Consider the following 17,750-nt stretch of genomic DNA (forward strand, 5'->3'; position numbering starts at 1 on the left):
GTTTTGATGGAAAGGGACATGATATGGCTATAAATTTTCATTTTGATGAATTTGGGGTGTTCGAAGTAACATTAATATTTTAATTCTTACATTTTTTTACTTTTACTTCTCTTTTAACGAACTTCAGTCAGAATTCTCCTTCCTCTAAGCGCAGCGTAGGTGGGAGATGAATGGCCCGGCCTAACAAAAGTACTTCTGAGTGGTAAAGCATCGTAAAATTTGTTTATAATAGAGTTATTAGAACAAACATTCGGAGGTGACGACATAATGAAATTGAACTACAGGTTTGAAATCTATCCTACAATAGAACAACAACATACACTAGAGAGATGGATTTCCATTTGTCGTCAGCAATATAACTCCGCTTTGCTAGATAAACAACGATATTATAAACAAAACAAAAAAGACTTAACACGGTATGAATTACAAAATCAGCAAAAACTTGATAAAAAGATATATCATTTCTTAAATGAGGTTCCTTCGCAACCTTTTCAGGAAGTGTTTGCGCGCTTGGAAAAAGCCTATAAAAAGTTCTTTAAAAAGGATGCTGGCTATCCAAAAATGAAAAGTTTTAAAGAATATCGTTCTATTACTCTTACTCAATTTAGTATGTTCAAATATAAAAAGAAGGATGGTTCCTTGGGGACAAGCCGTCGTATGTGTTCTCTCACAAAAGGCGGTAAACTTCTTATCTCGAAATTAGGGGTCATTGATATCAAATGGCACCGTAAATTAGATGGCCGCGTTAAACAAGTTGTCATAAAACATCAAGGAAACCGTTGGTTTGCGACTTTTTGTGTTGAAAAACACGTAAACCAAGATTCTATTTGTGATGCAAATAAAACAACTGGTATTGATGTAGGCATCAAAAAATTTGCGGTTCTATCTAATGGAGAAGAAGTTCAGAATCCTACGTTCTTACGCAAAGAAGAGCGTAAATTAAAACGTGCGCAACGTAAACATTCAAAAATGAAAAAAGGTTCGAAGAACTGGTGCAAGCAAGTAGACAAATTACAACAAATTCATACGAAGATAGCGAATCAACGTAAGGATTTCTTGCACAAACTAAGCTTCCGATTAGCCAACAGCTATGGTGTAATTTGTATAGAAGACCTAAAAATCAAAAATATGGTACGTAACCGTCACCTAGCAAAATCCATCCACGATGCAGGTTGGGGGATGTTCCGTACATTCCTCTCCTACAAGGCAAAACGAAATGGTGGATGTTTGGTAATGGTAAAACCGCACTACACGTCACAAAAATGTTCGAATTGCGGGGAAACAGTTAAGAAATCGCTTTCTGTTCGTACGCACGTATGCAAACAATGTGGTACTGTACTGGATCGTGACCACAATGCAGCGATTAACATTGAAAAAGCCGGCTTAACGCAAATTGCGTATCAGCCAACATATTAAATGTACATAACATCTATATAACTGTAGGGCAAGGTCTTGTCCGAACAGTATAATCTACGCCTGTGGAGAGCGTGTAAGACCGAATCTCGTAAGAGATAGGCAATGCTTGTAGAATCAGGAAGCCCCACTTCAAGCGGTGATAATCGGTAAGTGGTGGGTAGTTCACAGCTACAGTAACTATGTTTTTAAGGTGAAATTAGAGCGAGATAAATAAAATGTCGAAAATATAAGAATTTTTTGTTTTTTTGTTGATTTATGTTATTTTTAATGTTAAACTCATAATAACAAAGAAAGAGTAAACGAAAACCCTTAGTGAATAAATTATCAGAATTTTCATTCTTTTATCGGTTTACTCCATGTGATTTACACGTTTGTGTATTGCTTTTCCACTCTTTCTTTGTTCTTCCTTATAAAAGAAAACAATCTGTTTTTATCCTAGTTGTTTTCTCTTGTAAAGATTTAATTTGTTTTTTTATACAGTTGGAACTACTATTTTAAAAATTATTGTTGTTTAGGGGGGATAGCTAATAGTTTGGACATGTAATGAAGAGTTTTTATTACAATGGAGTGGATCCAGAAAGAGGTGAAAAATAAGAAATTTGGATGTTAGTTTTTTAATTTTAGAAAAGGAAGAATAAAAATATAGTGGACATACAATTACAATAAAGGAATGCAGTATAGATCAGTATACTTGCATTCCTTTGCTATGAAATTGTATGGTGTTTGTTTAAGAAAGATAAGATATTATAAATTATGCTTTGTATTGTTATTTTAATCTATATATTTGCATATTACAAATAATATAAACTGTATTTATAAATAATATTACAGCCATTTCCGAACGAGAAAGCCCATCGCCTTTAGGCATGGGATGATAGTGAAGTTGGATACGGAGTACCATTAAAAATCGAAAGGTTTTTGGTACTTTAAATATCCAAAGTGTTGGTATCTTTTATTTTTCATCCTTTTTGTTGCAGTTAAATAAATAAACTGATACAGTATAACCATGATAAATGATTATAGAAGAACTAAAACAACCGTATCATTCATTAACTATCATTTTGTGTTTTGTCCACGATACAGAAGAAAGATTTTTCTAAACACAAAAGTAGAAGAACGTTTCAAAATGTTGGTTCAAGAAATATGTAACGGACTGGATATTGTTATTATCGCAATGGAATGTGATATAGACCACGTTCACTTGTTTTTAAATACAATGCCAACACTTAGTCCCGCCGATACAATGGCAAAAATTAAAGGGGTGACATCAAAGCGTTTGAGGGAAGAATTTCCTCACCTTATGCACTTGCCAAGTCTATGGACACGTTCCTATTTTGTTTCTACTGCTGGAGATTTATCAAGTGAGACAATAAAATATTATGTTGAAAATCAAAAAACACGGGGGTGAAACTTATGTCGCAAACCATAACAGTTCAAGTTAAATTGCTTCCAACAAAAGAACAAATCTGTTTATTGGAACAAAGTAGCCACGAATATATCAGAGCCATTAATGAACTTGTATCTGAAATGGTAGAGTTAAAGAAAAGCACTAAGAAAAGTACAAAAGATGTTCTCGCTAACCTACCAAGTGCGGTTAAGAATCAAGCGATTAAAGATGCGAAAAGTGTGTTTTCTACAAAGGTGAAAAAAAGTAAATACAAAATCGTTCCGATTTTAAAGAAACCCGTTTGCGTATGGAATAACCAAAATTATTCATTTAACTTCACACACATCTCGATTCCATTTATGGTGAATGGAAAATCAACTCGTTTAAAAATACGTGCTTTATTAGTAGATAAGAATAATCGTAACTATAATTTGTTAAAATACAAGTTAGGTACACTCCGAATCACAAAAAAATCTCACAAATGGATTGCTCAAATATCTATTACAATTCCTACAACCGAAAAGACAGGAACAAAGATAATGGGTGTCGATTTAGGGCTAAAAGTTCCCGCTGTTGCAGTAACAGACGGTGACAAGGTTCGTTTCTTCGGAAACGGAAGACGAAATAAATATATGAAACGTAAGTTTCGTAGTGTCCGCAAGCAGTTAGGAGAAGGTAAGCAATTGAATGCTATTCGCCAATATAATGATAAAGAACAAAGATGGATGAAAAACGAAGATCACAAAGTAAGTCGTAAAATTATTGATTTTGCAATATATAATAATATTTCTGTCATTCGATTAGAACAACTAAAGAATATTAGACAGACGGCAAGAACAAGCCGTAAAAACGAAAAAAATCTACATACTTGGTCATTTTATCGTTTAGCACAATTTGTCGAGTACAAAGCGACATTAGTTGGTATTAAGATCGAATATGTGAACCCTGCTTATACAAGTCAAACCTGTCCAAAATGTTCTGAAAAGAACAAGGCACAAGACAGAAAATACAATTGTATATGTGGGTTTGAGCAACATCGTGATATCGTTGGGGCGATGAATATTCGCTACGCAACTGTGATTGATGGTAACAGTCAATCAGCCTAAGCACCTATATGGTCTGGTTTAGGAGGGGCAATGAGATGCCCTCATCTTGAAGGCTGTTCAAAACAGAAATGGACTGCGAACGCTTAGTCATTCAAGAATCCCACCCGTTAATCCGTAAGGATTAGGGCTTGCGACTTCAGTCGTGGGAGTCTCAAAGAGTGGGCTATAAGTATGCAAAATAGAGCCCTTAACATGTTAACAGCGAAATGAAAGAATAGAATATTCCGACTTCGTTTCTAGTTTTATAAAAAGGAACATCATATAGCTAATTATTTTCAAGTTCAGATCAATAATAAATGTATATAAGGAGCCGAATTTATATGGAAGACGTTCTACAATTGTTTAGAGATGCACTATCAATAACGGAACAATTGTATAAACAAGATGAACAATTGTGGCATAAATGGGTTTCCTATTATGTTGAGGTTGAAGCAGATCAAAGTAAAATTGTGACTTCAGAATACCTTTCTCCGTCATTTTCAATGCTTGTACAGTGGCTAGAGCAACAACAAAGAAAAGGTGTTTCTCCTCTAGATATATATAGAAATATAGATGATTACAGATTAATCATCGATGAGACAATAGGTGTCTTTATTGAACAAGAGTTTCGTAAAAATCAGACAGTTAGTAATAAAGTGCATACAGCAACAAGTGAATCAGATGCGAACATATTGAATGAAAACTATTTAGAAGTAAATAACTCCGCGGTCTATTATAAGTTAAGAGATGGAATAGCTAAAAATCAATTTGAAGAAGATGAAAAAACACGGTTGAAATCTTATCCTATTGAAACAAAGGATAGTAATGGAGTGGCACAGCTTTCCTCTCATAAAGATGAAGATCTAAAGTTAACGAATATTGAAGAGACAGCAAGATGGAATACATTAGTAGATGGTGTAATGAGTAACATGGATGATCTAACTGCAGATTGTTTAGATACCATCACGATTCAATGGTTGAATGAAGCAAAATCGCCTGATGAATTTATTGATTTTTCATATGAACAAGTTTTAGAAATGTGCAGTATTTCAAAGGCTAAGGCAAATGGTGTCGAATATTATAGGGTAGAAGATAAAATTAAAGTTGCGAAGCGGATTGCGGCCCTAGCGAGTATTTTTATATATCTAAATGATGACAACGAAGTAGTCGTATTAAATGATCGCGCTGAAACAGGTAAGCATTATGAAGTAAAACGCGAGGTAATTAAAAGACTATTTGTATTAGATTCCGTAGTTCTATGGAGAGATAAAAACACAAACGAATACATGGGGATAGAATCGTGCCGAATCAAACCGGGAAGTTTCTTATCCGGATATCTATATGGATCTAATAGTACTACTGCACTATTATCAAAAAAGGCACTTGAATATAATAGTTATAGACACAAATATCATAAAAGATTAATTCGATATTTGACATGGCAATGGAGAATCCGTCAAATGTTTTCTAGCTTACAAAGACCTTATTCTATAGGTGGAGATAAAGGTTTGTTAGCAGTTATGGCTATAAACCAGAAACAAAAACCTAATCGTATCCGCGAACAATTAGAAAATGTTCTTAGTGATTTAGAAAAAGAAGAAGTAATTTCTCATTGGGAATATCATAATGGTTTAGAAGAAGAAAAACTGACAAAGAAGAATTGGTTTAAAAACTATTATTCACAGTTAGGAATAGTAATATTGCCACCCAAAGAACTAATTAGTTCAATGGAAAACTTAGCGAAAAAGAAAACAATTGATACAATACATGAGGAAAGTCAGCCAATAAAAATTGTAGAAAAACCATTAGATACGAATGAAAATGAACAAGTAATCAGAGAGAAAATAGAGTTTATGCATATGAAAAAGAATATAACTATGCGAGAACTTTCAATAGAGATAGGTATATCGCAGCCTACTCTTTCTAGATTCTATAATAAAAAAACAAAACGTCTCTCTAGTACGGCGAGAAGCAAATTGAATCAATGGTATAAAAGACAAATGATTATCGATAAAATGTAAGTTAAAGCTAAAAATTAGTATTAAAAAGAGTCCTAGAAATAGCATTCTTTTTAATGTAGTTATTGAATTTGCCTGTTTTAAAATACACTAATCAATATAGAAATATCCCTATTAAGAAATAGGGATATTTCTATATTGAAAAGGAGATTAGAGTAGTGCTATGTGGTATATGCAATAGAATCAGTAATGTATATTATTTCAGTAACTTATCCAAAGCGCCCTCCTATACCTTTATTTCTGTAACAAAAGCAACAGGATATAGAGATATCCACTTATAGAAATAGGGATATTTCTATATTAAAAAGGAGATTAGAGTAGTGTTATGTGGTATATGCAATAGAATCAGTAATGTATATTATGCCAGTAACTTATCCAAAGCGCCCTCCTATACCTTTATTTCTGTAACAAAAGCAACAGGATATAGAGATATCCACTTATAGAAATAGGGATATTTCTATATTAAAAAGGAGATTAGAGTAGTGTTATGTGGTATATGCAATAGAATCAGTAATGTATATTATGCCAGTAACTTATCCAAAGCGCTCTCCTATACCTTTATTTCTGTAACAAAAGCAACAGGATATAGAAATTTCCACTTATAGAAATAGGGATATTTCTATATTAAAAAGGAGATTAGAGTAGTGTTATGTGGTATATAAAATAGAATCAGTAATGTATATTATTCCAGCAACTTATCCAAAGTCCTCTCCTATACCTTCATTTCTGTAACAAAAGCAACAAGATATAGAAATATCCACTTATAGAAATAGGGATATTTCTATATTAAAAAGGAGATTAGAGTAGTGTTATGTGGTATATAAAATAGAATCAGTAATGTATATTATGCCAGTAACTTATCAAAAGCCCTCTCCTATACCTTCATTTCTGTAAAGTGAACTACCCGCCACTTAACGACCTAACGGACTGTCTGAAGTGGGGGCTTCTCGGTTAGTCGTTACTTTTGATAGCTAACGAATTAGTCCTTAGACAGCCGAGCTAACTCCCTTGTTCCAAAGGTTATTTTATTGCTATTTATGCTAACGCTAATAGACGTATTGCTTCATTTTTGATATTGATAGCTGCGTTATAATCTCTATCGATATTTACACCACATATACAAGAATATACTCGTTTAGACAATGATATATCTTTCACAATTCCACAATTGCTACATGTTTTTGTGGAAGGAAACCATTTATCTATTTTCACAAGTTGTTTGCCTTGTTCGTGTAGTTTATAAGCTAAGAAAGAAGTGAACATACCCCAACCATTATCAGCGACACTTTTTCCAAAATGAAGTGCTTGCGACATACCTTTCATGTTTAGGTCTTCAATAGCTACAACATCAAAATTAGCAGCTAACTTTTTAGACTTATGATGAAGGAAATTCTTACGTTGGTTTGCTATTTTCTCATGTAACTTAGCTACACGAATACGTTGTTTATTCCACCGTTCAGAACCTTTATTGCGCCTTGCTAATACTCGTTGTGCCTTTACTAATTGGTCCAACATGTTACGATAGAACTTAGGATAATTGGCTTTCTCATCCTCAGAACTAACGTATAATCCATCCATCGCAAAGTCTAACCCAACAACTGTTTCTACTTCTTTTTGTACAATCTCTTTTTCGTATTCAGTCAAGATGGACACATAGTATTTACCAGTAGGTGTCATAGAAATTGTACATGACTTGATCATATAATCTTGTGGTATCTCTCTATGTTGTTTGATACGTACCATTTTCAGTTTTGGCAATTTGATATGACCATTAAGCAACATAATATTTCCGTTTACTACATTCGTTGTATAAGACTTTCTGTCTTTTTTACTTTTGAATGTTGGGAACTCATTTTGACCACTAAAGAAATTCTTATAGGCAGTTTGCAAGTTTAGTTGAGCATTTGCCAAAGCTAATGAATCAACTTCTTTTAACCACTCAAATTCTACTTTGTATTTCGCTGGAGTTGGAAACTTTTGTTTCTTTAGTTGTTCCTTATCATCTTTGTATTTTTCGTACACTTCTTTCCGTTCAGCTAACATTCTGTTATACACGAAACGTACACAACCGAAGGTTTTACGCATAAGATATGCTTGTTCTTCTGTTGGATACAAACGGAATTTATAGGCTTTATTATGCTTTGTCATATCATTTCACCTCACTTTTCACCTTGATTTTCAATATATTTCTTTACTACGTCTATTGGCGAACCACCAGTAGTTAGTAAGCAAAAACTTCTTGACCAAAACATTTCTTTCCAAAGTTTCTTTTTCACTTGTGGAAAGTCTCTCTTGATTAGTCGAGAACTTGCACTTTTATAAGCATTAATAAATTTTGTCATTTCTGTATTCGGATGTGCCCTGAACAAAATATGAACATGGTCTACATCATGATTCCACTCTACCAGTGTTATGTTGTAATTCTCGGATAACCTGACAAACATGTCTTTTGCATAGTCTGACATATCATCATCAAACACATTTCTTCTGTATTTTACGACCAACACAAGATGATAATATAACAAGAACACTGAATGATTATTGCTATCTAATTTCATTTATATACCAACCTTTATGCTTTATAAGACTGATTTTATCAGAGGCAAAATAAAAAACAAAGCCTTTTGGCTACGCCAAACCGAAATTCATCTCCCACCTACCGTTGGGCTACGCCCTTCACACACTTGAGGAAGGAGAATTCTTTCGGGGAATTCGTTAAAATTCCATACATTCACTTGTCTTTACTCGTTTTCAGGTGAAGAAACAGGAGTATCTTCGCTATTTTTGATAAAAAAATCAGGGATATATAGAAATAGGGATATTTCTATACTGCGGGAGAAGAGCACAGGGATGATATGTGATATACGTAATAGAACTATAAAATTAACGGATAGTGCTTAAATCATTGATGTCAAAAACGATAGACTACAATGAAAATGAAACTAAAATGATATTTCTGATCTTGAATAGATAAAAGTGTTGGAATTAGCTATTCAGGCAATTAATAATTTTTCTAATAAATTACTTATCTAACTAAATAGAGTAACGGGTACTTTAGTTCAACATGAATTAAACAACTTTAAAGAGTTTTACTATAAAAAAATATAAGAGCCTTGCTATATTTTTATATCGAAATTAAATAACTTTATTATCAATTTACATAAGGATGTTGCAGTGGGGTGAGAGAAGGAAAGGTTGTGGAGGAAGTTCTGGTGAGGCTATTTTTCAAAAACAAAAAATATAGAAATATCCCTATTTCCATGTAGGGATATTTCTATATTTCTAAATCTCTGTTAATAATTTAAATTTCCTTTTCTGTTCGGGAGTTAATTGATTTTCTACATAATGATGTATAAGTAAATCTATTATTTCATGAGCATATTTCGTATTAGTAAGTTTCATTAGTGCTTCAAGCTCTTCCTTAGATTGACTAGAAATTTTAATACTACCTTGTTGGTTTTTAAATTTCTTTTTCTCTGGTGTTTGCTCCTTCTTTTGTTCCTGCTGATTTACTTGTTCTTGTTCATTTTTAGGTGGAAAAGTAGGAGTATCTTCGCCACTTTTTGTTACAACTGAATCCTCGTTTGGGATATAAGGATCTGTTGGGTCAAAATTGCTCTTTTTTCGGCCTAATAATCCAGGAGTTCTTGCCATGTTATACACCAACCTTCATACTTTCAAAAACATTGATACGAGATAATAATTCATCACTAATTTTTTCGTATAGTTCTATTACATTTAAATCATGTCTATCATTTTCAGTAATACCGTTAACATCAAACCTTTTAATACGTTCCATCTGTGGAACGATATTTTTAAATAGGTTTTCTTCACCAAAAATTTCACGAGCATTTTCCATAATGTATTCATCCACTTTACCATTATTTTTTAATAGAACTGGAAGAATACCTACAACTTCAATAGCAAGATTATATTGCTCTTTTAATTTTATTAGTTGGTTAATGTAGTTTTCTGCACCTGTAAGAGAACGTTCTTGTGTTTGTAGAGTTATAAGAACATAATCAGAAGCTACAACTGCATTTTTTGTAACTTCAATCGACATAGGTGGAACATCGATAAATATGTAATCGTATTTATGTTTTATTTTCTCAAGCAATTCCTTAAAGTAGAAATCTTCCTCTTCTTCCGAAAAACACGATTTATATAGAAATTTTGCGAAATCTTGAAAATCAACATAAGAAGGAATTAAATGTAAATTTTCCATTATTTCAACTTCTAATCCATCTAAATTCCCCTCTTGAATTCCTTTCATCAATGTTTTAGTTAAAGCTACCTTTTCGTCAGGATTAAGGATAGATTTTGTTAACATAAGAGATTTTGTTGCATTACTCTGTGGATCAAGGTCAACGAGTAAAGTTCTTTTCCCCTTTTTTGCGAATTCATAAGAGTTTAATACAGCATTAGTAGTTTTACCAACGCCGCCTTTGTAATTCCCAACAGTAATTGTAATAGCCATTTATACCACTCCATTTATTTTCTGGAAGATTTCCCTATTTCTATATTTTAGTGAAAAGATTAGAAATATAGGGAAATATCTAATTATAGAAATAGGGATATTTCTATGTTATAAAGAAAATTATAGCAGTGATATGTGGTACATGCAATAGAATCTGTCATTTATACCACTCCATTCATTTTTTGAAAAAGTCCTTATATCCCTATATCTCATGCTCATCAAGCTAAGAAAAGCAAATATCCCAAAACGAGAGAATTGATATTACCATTTAAAAAAGCCCGCCCATTCCTATCATTGACGTTGCATAAGCGTAACTTGATGACCATGGCCTACTGCAATATTTTTGATAGCGGAGGTAGGGATATATCTATATTGTAAAGAAGACTACAGTAGTGATATGTGGTACATACAATGGAATCATTAATTTTCAAAGGCTCCCCTTCCCCTATTTTTAATAATAAAAGCAGAGGCATAGGGAAATATCTAATTATAGAAATAGGGATATATCTATATTGTAAGAAAGATTATAGTAGTGGTATGTGGTACATACAATGGAATCATTAATTTTCAAAGGCTCTCCTTCCCCCTATTTTTAATAACAAAAGCAGAGGAATAGGGAAATATCTAATTATAGAAATAGGGATATATCTATATTGTAAGAAAGATTATAGTAGTGGTATGTGGTACATACAATGGAATCATTAATTTTCAAAGGCTCTCCTTCCCCCCATTTTTAATAACAAAAGCAGAGGTATAGGGAAATATCTAATTATAGAAATAGGGATATATCTATATTGCAAGAAAGATTATAGTAGTGGTATGTGGTACATACAATGGAATCATTAATTTTCAAAGGCTCCCCTTATACCCCCATTTTTAATAATAAAAGTAGAGGCGTAGGGAAATATCTAATTATAGAAATAGGGATATATCTATATTGTAAGAAAGATTATAGTAGTGGTATGTGGTACATACAATGGAATCATTAATTTTCAAAGGCTCCCCTTATACCCCCATTTTTAATAATGGCTCTGTTAATGTTGAATGTTGATAAAAAGTATTAAATATGGGAAGACACCTTAGAGTTGGTGCTTCCCTTAGTTGTTGATTATTCATATTCAAATCTAAAATAGGTATTTTCTAAGCCCATTCTTTGCTTTAATGTTTTGCCCAAAGCATAATTATTCGGCAATTCTTTTTCAATGACACAAATAATATAACCTGCTTTTCCTGTTGTTAAATTAGTTAGTTGTAAGTAGTTATCGTTGTCGTAGATATAAGAAATAATGTATTCGTAGAAATCATTTTCTTTGTCTTCTCTATTCATACCAACATTGTACAACCTAACTCTTGCCCCTGCCCAAATTTCCTCCTCATCATTAACATTACTTAAAGATATCCATTTCGAGTTATCCAATATTTCACCCTTTTCTTAATTCGTTCGTTTATACACTGAATTTTGACAGACGCAAACTATCATAAGTATCAGTCATTTCAAATACAAATGATGTGAGTAAGAACTCTTTAATGTTGTGTTTTGTGCTTTCGTTACTTTTGCTATCTATAAACAAGAACCACGCAAGGTAGTTGTCTAAATATTTTGTAGCCACACCTTTAAAACGGTCTATCCATTGTTTCATACGAGAATGGAGACCATTTACATTCTGGATATGGTACAAGCCTTTAATAACGTGCTTACCATCGTTTGATTTAATTCTGTAATGCTCTATTCCTTTTTCTTTTGCATACGTTTTGTAGGCTCTCCAAGCATCTGTAACAAGTACATTATCCGATGTTAATTTAGAACCAATCATACTATCAACTTTTGTTTTCACAACTCGCCCCATACAAGCAATCTTGGAGACAGTCGCTTTGGTACGGTCTCTGGCAACAAGAACACAAACTTGTTCGTGGCTGATACCTCTGTGTTTAGATTTTCCACCACGCCTACGAGGTTTGCGTTCTGAAATACCACGTTGACCCTTTTGAGAGTATAGGAAATAGGTCTCGTCAACTTCAACGCTACCTTCAAATTTCTCAAAATCCAATTGTTTTAACGCACTTAACAATTTATGTCTCCAATAAAAAAGTGTAACCCATGTAACCCCCACGATTTCAGCGGACTTTCGCAAGGAATATCCTTTAAACATACAATCAACAAATGTAATCCATTCGTTTCCTTTTCGAGTACGGTAAAGAACAGTATTCGTTGTATCAGTGAATGTCTTACTACAACATTTACAACGATAGCGTTGGCGATTATTGTGTTTACCGAAACGAACAACGTGTTCGGATGCACAATGAGGACATTCAAACCCTTCCTTGAAACGAGTTTCTCTCATTTCATTGATTAGACGACCACCGACAGAGGAAGAAGGTTCAACATAGCGTTTTACCCATTGAAACACTTGCTCTTTCTCTGTGTGTGACAAATTGCCAATATGTTTCAATAGATTACTGAACGCTTTGCTCAACCTTAACACCTCCCGAATGTTTGTTCTTATACAATTATACTAAGATTTCGGATAGGTTTCAAATATCAACATTTACCTTTAACAGATCCTTAATAATAAAAGTAGAGGCGTAGGGAAATATCTAATTATAGAAATAGGGATATATCTATATTATAAAGAAGATTATAGTAATGATATGTGGTACATACAGTGAAATCATTAATTTGTTCAAAGGCTCCCCTTATACCCCCATTTTTAATAATAAAAGTAGAGGCATAGGGAAATATCTAATTATAGAAATAGGGATATAGGGATATACTTATATTATAAAGAAGATTATAGCCGTGATATCAGGACTACTTCATTTTGACACTTCCATCTCTAAAGGGGAAAGATGACTTATGTCAGTGGGATTCGTGCTACCAAAAACAGGTCTATTTCTAGATGTCAAAAAGCCAAAATAAGATTGTGATACCGTACGAATTTCGTATTAACCGTAGGAACTACGGGATTATCCTAGTAGGCTAATCCACCACTTCAAACAACCCATAAGAGTGTTAAGTGGAGGGTAGTTCAATTCAACAGAATTTAGGTCACATAAATATAAAAAGACCTTAGGATTATACCTAAAGGTCTTCTTTACTAGTTAGAAATCAAGCTCTTCGTTATCTTCTTCAGAAATCCCACCAAGTACTACCCTAGCGTTAATAATTTTACCTTCTTGCAATATGGGCTCCTCTGTTTTTAAATCTTCTTGTCTTTGTGCGGGAACAAATCCATTAGTAAGTAAAAGATCCAATTTATTTTCAACTGTATTTAAAAGATTTAATCTCTGTTCTACATTATCTAATTTCTGCAGTAGTTGCTCATAACGTTTTTCATTTTGTACCAGTTCAACAACAAATGCTGTTAATTGTCTACCATTAGCTTTTTCATTAAGGATCCTATATACATCTTCAGGCATATTATCAGCATGTAATGCCATTTTTCTATTTTTAGCCATTATCAGCACGTCCCTTTATTTTAGGCTAACTGTCCCTTCATCTCATCAATTACTTTTAATTCTAATGCAGCTAGATTAATTGTACGTGAAGTTGGAGCAAATACTTCTTTTTCGCTATTTTGAATAATATCGTTCAAGAAGAAGTGATTGTTTTTAGCAGCCATTTCAGACATATGATTCAATAAAGCGAGACGGATGTATGGTTCTAAAACGGGTGCTTCGCCTCCGATATAAATGAATTTCAATACTGTATTCGTACTAGATGGGATGAATACATCAAGAATTTTAGCAACTAAAATTCTTGCATATTCTTTCAGTGCCTCTACAATTTCATTTGTAAAATCATATTCTTCACCAGTATTTTCATTCGATAGTACATACTTTTGTACTTTATATTTATTAACTATAAATTTCTCTAATGTTCTTAGATCCTTAAAGTATTGAATCAATTTTTCTTTTCTAAAGCGTTCTAGGTATCCCAAGAATGGCTCAATATCGATAACTTGGAAAGAATCTCTGTGCTTAGGTGTGGTAAGCCCTTTACCTAATCGCACAGCATCTGTAGAACCGCCACCAATGTCAGTTAAAACTACTTCATAGTCATCGAATCTCTCAGATTCATAGCGCTTTTCAATACTAATTACACTTGTATTCTGATCTTTTGAAACCATTTTATATTTTAAAGAATGTCTAGCAACTTCTGATTCATTTCTACATTTTGCTGAATGGACTGTAATAGTTAGTTCTTTCTCCATTCCTGGTGTTAACACTTTAACTTTATGTTCACCGTTAAATCTTTCTTCCATTTTTTTATGGGCAATGCTAAATTTATCTTCGCGCTTTAAAAGCCAAATTGGAAGCATCATACTCATGTGTTCAATTTCAATTTCATTATCTTCTTGATCAGCATTAAGGGCATGATAATATGCAAGTGCTCCTAAAAAGCATACGTATGGGATAGGACTATTTATTTTATCGTGCATCTTATTTACATGTGAGTTTGCTAACTGATTATCTTCAGCTAATTGCCCAACTAAATAGAAAGATTCTTCACCTTCGATTTCAGTGGAAATTAGTAATCTATCCAGTAAATCTTCTGGTCTAGAAATACGATCAACAAGTAAATCCTCAGCTTGTTTCTTTGAAATTTTAACTACATTCGTTGCAAGTTCAATATAATAACCATCCATCATGAAATTATTGAAACTATTTCCGAAATCCGCTACTTTTCTTCCAATTTTCATTTTTAATTCCCCCTTTATACATTAAGTACGACTTAAGTGCTACTTATGATTATGCTTTAGCGCATTTAATCAAAAATAAGAACACTTTAAATAATAAATGCGATTTGAATCGTACTTATTATTTGATTAACCTATACACTTAAAAAATTCAAAATAAACAAGGAAATACCTTCTTTCAAACGAATTAAACACATAACAGTTAGACGCCGACATGTCGGACATAAATGATGATGAATAACAGAAAAATAACAACGTGACCGGCATAAATGATGATGAATAATAGTAAAGCAACAACATGACCGACATAAATGATGACGAATAACAATGCAATGACAACATGACCGACATGGATGATAATCAATAACAATGCAATGACAACATGTCGGACATTGCTAACAACAAATAACGATGAGGGGAGGATGATGGAATGGATAGGGAAGAACCTTATAAGAAAACATATTCCCTTGCAGATATAGCAAGGATGCTTGGGAAGCCACGGACAACCCTTCAGGCCTGGCGGGATCAATTCAAACCATACTTACCAACCGTTGCTGGGACGAAGGGGCGAACGCTGAGATATGAACAGGAAGCATTAGAGCTTTTTAAATTAATTGCTAATATGAAAGATGCACAAGAGCCACCAGAAATAATAGAACAGATGTTAAAACAAAATGTAGATTATATTGTAGTAGAGGAAAGTGATGAAGACAACGAAATAACGAAACCAATTATTCAGACGATGTATGAGAGTATGAAAGAGGTTTCTATATATTTTCAAGAGCAAAAAGCTATGAATATGGAACTTTTAAAACGCATAGACAATTTAGAACAAACTAATCAAGCGCTACTGAATAAGGTTGATGAACAACAAAAGAATATTGATGGGAAAATAAATAACAGAGATCAACAGTTATTAGAAGTAATTCGAGAAATACAAGAAACTAAGAAGTTAGTTGCATCCACTCAACAAGAAAAATCATGGTTTACTCGATTATTTAAAAAATAATTTAGGCCAAATTAAATAAAGCAACTAGGGAATCATGTACCAAACGTACATGATTCCCTTTGTATGTTGAAAATATGCTAAGCTTCCCTAAAAAATCACAAAAAAAATAAAGTACTATAATAAATCTTGTTTTAAAAATTAAAGAAAATAAAAACATTAGAATTAATTTTTGGTCCTCTACGCTAACTGTAGCAAGCTATCGTTGATTTCTTCTTAGTAAATTTCTAAGTTAATCCTTCAGTAAAAAATTCAATATTCAAAACTTAATGAGCGTAATTTTAATAGTAGAAATACAAGGGAAATAATAACGGTTCATAGGAAATGGTACGGTTTTTGTATTGATAAATAATAAGGTTATAGAATAGCTATAAGAGGACACGACAAATAGCCTTACTGTATATGATTTTTTTCAGCAAGGCTATTTGTCGTGTTTTTTAAAATTAATTGTTCTCTTCTAAAAAATTATAAAAAAGAAATTTACTATTATTGTTTGTAACCAAGAGGGAATTTTTCTTTTGGGTATCACGCTTTCTACGTTCTTGATTCTGTTTAGATTTTTGAACAAACATTTTTATGAAATGTGCGGGATTACTATTATTAGCTTTATGAAATTGGAACCATTGTACACATTCTTCGAAATCCCATCTTGTGTAGCGATCAATATCCGGTGGCAATCTTAAAACAATTGTGTACGCATCATTTTCAGATAGGTATGTTAGTTCTTGACTCAAAATGTAGTAATACGCTTTTTTCTGATCGTCACTCAAATAATCATTTAAGTCTTGTAATCTATTCTTTTTCTCTATTCCCTCATTATCCACAGCAGGTTTTGAGTGTTCTTCAATGCTGAAAAGATCTAGGGAAGGTGAAGGTTTTAAAATATTTTTTTGTATATCTTCAAGATCTGTTACATCAGAATTTTTACTAATCTTGCTCTTTAAAAATTTAGTGAAAGTAGAACAAACATTAATTACTACAGCCCACTTTACCTTGAAGTATTCGATGATTTTTAAATAATTGTTATGTAAGGCTAAAATGTAAACAGACGGGGCAATCTTACCATGTCTTCGTACTTTAATCTGTTGGCATACACCCAAATCTTGAAGCCAATTTAACACATAGTTAATAATAGGCTTTGAAATCCCTGATTTTTTACTGATACGATCTTGTTTAACTTGGGAATATCCTTCTTGTACTAAGTATGATAAAACTGTTTCTAAAGCTTCATATTTACGTTTTGTGAGGTAATCCTTTGTAGTAACATCCTCATATTCTAGGACAATATTATCAATGTAAGTAATAACTTTCTTAATTGATTGATTAATAGCCCCAGGAGTTTTGGATAAGTGATGGATGTGGGGACTTAGTTCCGCTTTTGCTCGACTAAGCAAAAAGTTTTGCAACAACACTGAAAAAACCTCCTATTTTTCCCACCGCAAATAAAAAGAAAAAACAGAGGTTTTATATTCACATTGTATATGCATTATGATATAATTTTAATATCAAGTATGATACTAAAGAAAAACACATATATTTATAGTGTGAATTAAAACCCTATCTTAGGAGTTTTTAATTGGTTCCGGTCGCCAAACTAGAAGCCAATTAAAAACTGGGCGGTGGGGTTTTATTTTTTGTTTTCTAAAAAACTTTCGTGCATAGAT

Annotated in this window: 15 protein-coding genes; 5 read left to right on the plus strand and 10 right to left on the minus strand. The window is 32.8% G+C overall.

Features of this window, described 5'->3' with window-relative positions; translation table 11 throughout:
* Positions 1-267 precede the first annotated feature (267 nt).
* The 4 genes from QCI77_RS30320 (at position 268) to QCI77_RS30335 (ending at position 5,909) form a co-directional block, all read left to right on the plus strand.
* On the plus strand, positions 268-1,416 hold the full coding sequence (locus QCI77_RS30320) for an RNA-guided endonuclease InsQ/TnpB family protein (RefSeq protein ID WP_353826110.1): 1,149 nt from the start codon (positions 268-270) through the stop codon (positions 1,414-1,416).
* A 1,006-nt stretch (positions 1,417-2,422) separates the two neighbouring features.
* Positions 2,423-2,824 carry an IS200/IS605 family transposase gene (gene tnpA / locus QCI77_RS30325; RefSeq protein ID WP_353826111.1) on the plus strand — a complete coding sequence of 134 codons (402 nt, stop codon included), beginning with the start codon at positions 2,423-2,425 and terminating at the stop codon, positions 2,822-2,824.
* 5 nt (positions 2,825-2,829) lie between these two features.
* On the plus strand, positions 2,830-3,909 hold the full coding sequence (locus QCI77_RS30330) for an RNA-guided endonuclease InsQ/TnpB family protein (RefSeq protein WP_193649032.1): 1,080 nt from the start codon (positions 2,830-2,832) through the stop codon (positions 3,907-3,909).
* A gap of 320 nt (positions 3,910-4,229) precedes the next feature.
* Positions 4,230-5,909, plus strand: a complete 1,680-nt coding sequence (locus QCI77_RS30335; RefSeq protein ID WP_193649033.1) for a helix-turn-helix domain-containing protein — start codon at positions 4,230-4,232, stop codon at positions 5,907-5,909.
* 1,032 nt (positions 5,910-6,941) lie between these two features.
* Here the strand turns inward: QCI77_RS30335 and QCI77_RS30340 are convergent.
* From QCI77_RS30340 to QCI77_RS30380, 9 genes are all read right to left on the minus strand, one after another.
* Positions 6,942-8,054 (minus strand): RNA-guided endonuclease TnpB family protein, encoded by a 1,113-nt coding sequence (locus QCI77_RS30340; protein ID WP_353826112.1) that lies wholly within the window; start codon positions 8,052-8,054, stop codon positions 6,942-6,944.
* Positions 8,055-8,065: 11 nt separating this feature from the next.
* Positions 8,066-8,464 (minus strand): IS200/IS605 family transposase, encoded by a 399-nt coding sequence (tnpA, locus tag QCI77_RS30345; RefSeq protein WP_353826113.1) that lies wholly within the window; start codon positions 8,462-8,464, stop codon positions 8,066-8,068.
* A gap of 724 nt (positions 8,465-9,188) precedes the next feature.
* On the minus strand, positions 9,189-9,560 hold the full coding sequence (locus tag QCI77_RS30350; RefSeq protein ID WP_353826114.1) for a hypothetical protein: 372 nt from the start codon (positions 9,558-9,560) through the stop codon (positions 9,189-9,191).
* A 1-nt stretch (position 9,561) separates the two neighbouring features.
* A complete protein-coding gene (locus QCI77_RS30355) occupies positions 9,562-10,383 on the minus strand; it encodes a ParA family protein (protein WP_353826115.1) in 822 nt (273 codons plus the stop codon).
* 1,108 nt (positions 10,384-11,491) lie between these two features.
* On the minus strand, positions 11,492-11,782 hold the full coding sequence (locus QCI77_RS30360) for a hypothetical protein (protein WP_040963219.1): 291 nt from the start codon (positions 11,780-11,782) through the stop codon (positions 11,492-11,494).
* 46 nt (positions 11,783-11,828) lie between these two features.
* Positions 11,829-12,857 carry an IS1595-like element ISBwe1 family transposase gene (locus QCI77_RS30365; RefSeq protein WP_353826116.1) on the minus strand — a complete coding sequence of 343 codons (1,029 nt, stop codon included), beginning with the start codon at positions 12,855-12,857 and terminating at the stop codon, positions 11,829-11,831.
* A 625-nt stretch (positions 12,858-13,482) separates the two neighbouring features.
* The gene (locus tag QCI77_RS30370; RefSeq protein ID WP_353826117.1) at positions 13,483-13,839 is read right to left on the minus strand and encodes a hypothetical protein; all 357 of its coding nucleotides are present in this window, start codon (positions 13,837-13,839) and stop codon (positions 13,483-13,485) included.
* Positions 13,840-13,859: 20 nt separating this feature from the next.
* Complete coding sequence (locus QCI77_RS30375) at positions 13,860-15,083, minus strand: Alp7A family actin-like protein (protein ID WP_353826118.1); 1,224 nt, start codon at positions 15,081-15,083, stop codon at positions 13,860-13,862.
* Positions 15,084-15,282: 199 nt separating this feature from the next.
* The gene (locus QCI77_RS30380; RefSeq protein ID WP_353826119.1) at positions 15,283-15,444 is read right to left on the minus strand and encodes a hypothetical protein; all 162 of its coding nucleotides are present in this window, start codon (positions 15,442-15,444) and stop codon (positions 15,283-15,285) included.
* 66 nt (positions 15,445-15,510) lie between these two features.
* Here QCI77_RS30380 and QCI77_RS30385 point away from each other — a divergent pair, with 66 nt between their 5' ends.
* Positions 15,511-16,089, plus strand: coding sequence for a DUF3967 domain-containing protein (locus QCI77_RS30385; RefSeq protein WP_353826120.1), 579 nt, complete (start codon positions 15,511-15,513; stop codon positions 16,087-16,089).
* 440 nt (positions 16,090-16,529) lie between these two features.
* Here QCI77_RS30385 and QCI77_RS30390 read toward each other — a convergent pair whose 3' ends face one another.
* Complete coding sequence (locus QCI77_RS30390) at positions 16,530-17,498, minus strand: Replicase RepFR55 (RefSeq protein ID WP_353826122.1); 969 nt, start codon at positions 17,496-17,498, stop codon at positions 16,530-16,532.
* Between the last annotated feature and the right edge of the window lie 252 nt (positions 17,499-17,750).

Source organism: Bacillus cereus group sp. MG9 (assembly GCF_040459995.1).
Lineage (GTDB): Bacteria > Bacillota > Bacilli > Bacillales > Bacillaceae_G > Bacillus_A > Bacillus_A mycoides.

Bases quoted from the DNA above. Each gene is read 5' to 3' on its own strand.
- QCI77_RS30320 (WP_353826110.1), top strand. From the start codon at position 268: ATGAAATTGAACTACAGGTTTGAAATCTATCCTACAATAGAACAACAA.
- tnpA (WP_353826111.1), top strand. From the start codon at position 2,423: ATGATAAATGATTATAGAAGAACTAAAACAACCGTATCATTCATTAAC.
- QCI77_RS30330 (WP_193649032.1), top strand. From the start codon at position 2,830: ATGTCGCAAACCATAACAGTTCAAGTTAAATTGCTTCCAACAAAAGAA.
- QCI77_RS30335 (WP_193649033.1), top strand. From the start codon at position 4,230: ATGGAAGACGTTCTACAATTGTTTAGAGATGCACTATCAATAACGGAA.
- QCI77_RS30340 (WP_353826112.1), bottom strand. From the start codon at position 8,054: ATGACAAAGCATAATAAAGCCTATAAATTCCGTTTGTATCCAACAGAA.
- tnpA (WP_353826113.1), bottom strand. From the start codon at position 8,464: ATGAAATTAGATAGCAATAATCATTCAGTGTTCTTGTTATATTATCAT.
- QCI77_RS30350 (WP_353826114.1), bottom strand. From the start codon at position 9,560: ATGGCAAGAACTCCTGGATTATTAGGCCGAAAAAAGAGCAATTTTGAC.
- QCI77_RS30355 (WP_353826115.1), bottom strand. From the start codon at position 10,383: ATGGCTATTACAATTACTGTTGGGAATTACAAAGGCGGCGTTGGTAAA.
- QCI77_RS30370 (WP_353826117.1), bottom strand. From the start codon at position 13,839: ATGGCTAAAAATAGAAAAATGGCATTACATGCTGATAATATGCCTGAA.
- QCI77_RS30375 (WP_353826118.1), bottom strand. From the start codon at position 15,083: ATGAAAATTGGAAGAAAAGTAGCGGATTTCGGAAATAGTTTCAATAAT.
- QCI77_RS30385 (WP_353826120.1), top strand. From the start codon at position 15,511: ATGGATAGGGAAGAACCTTATAAGAAAACATATTCCCTTGCAGATATA.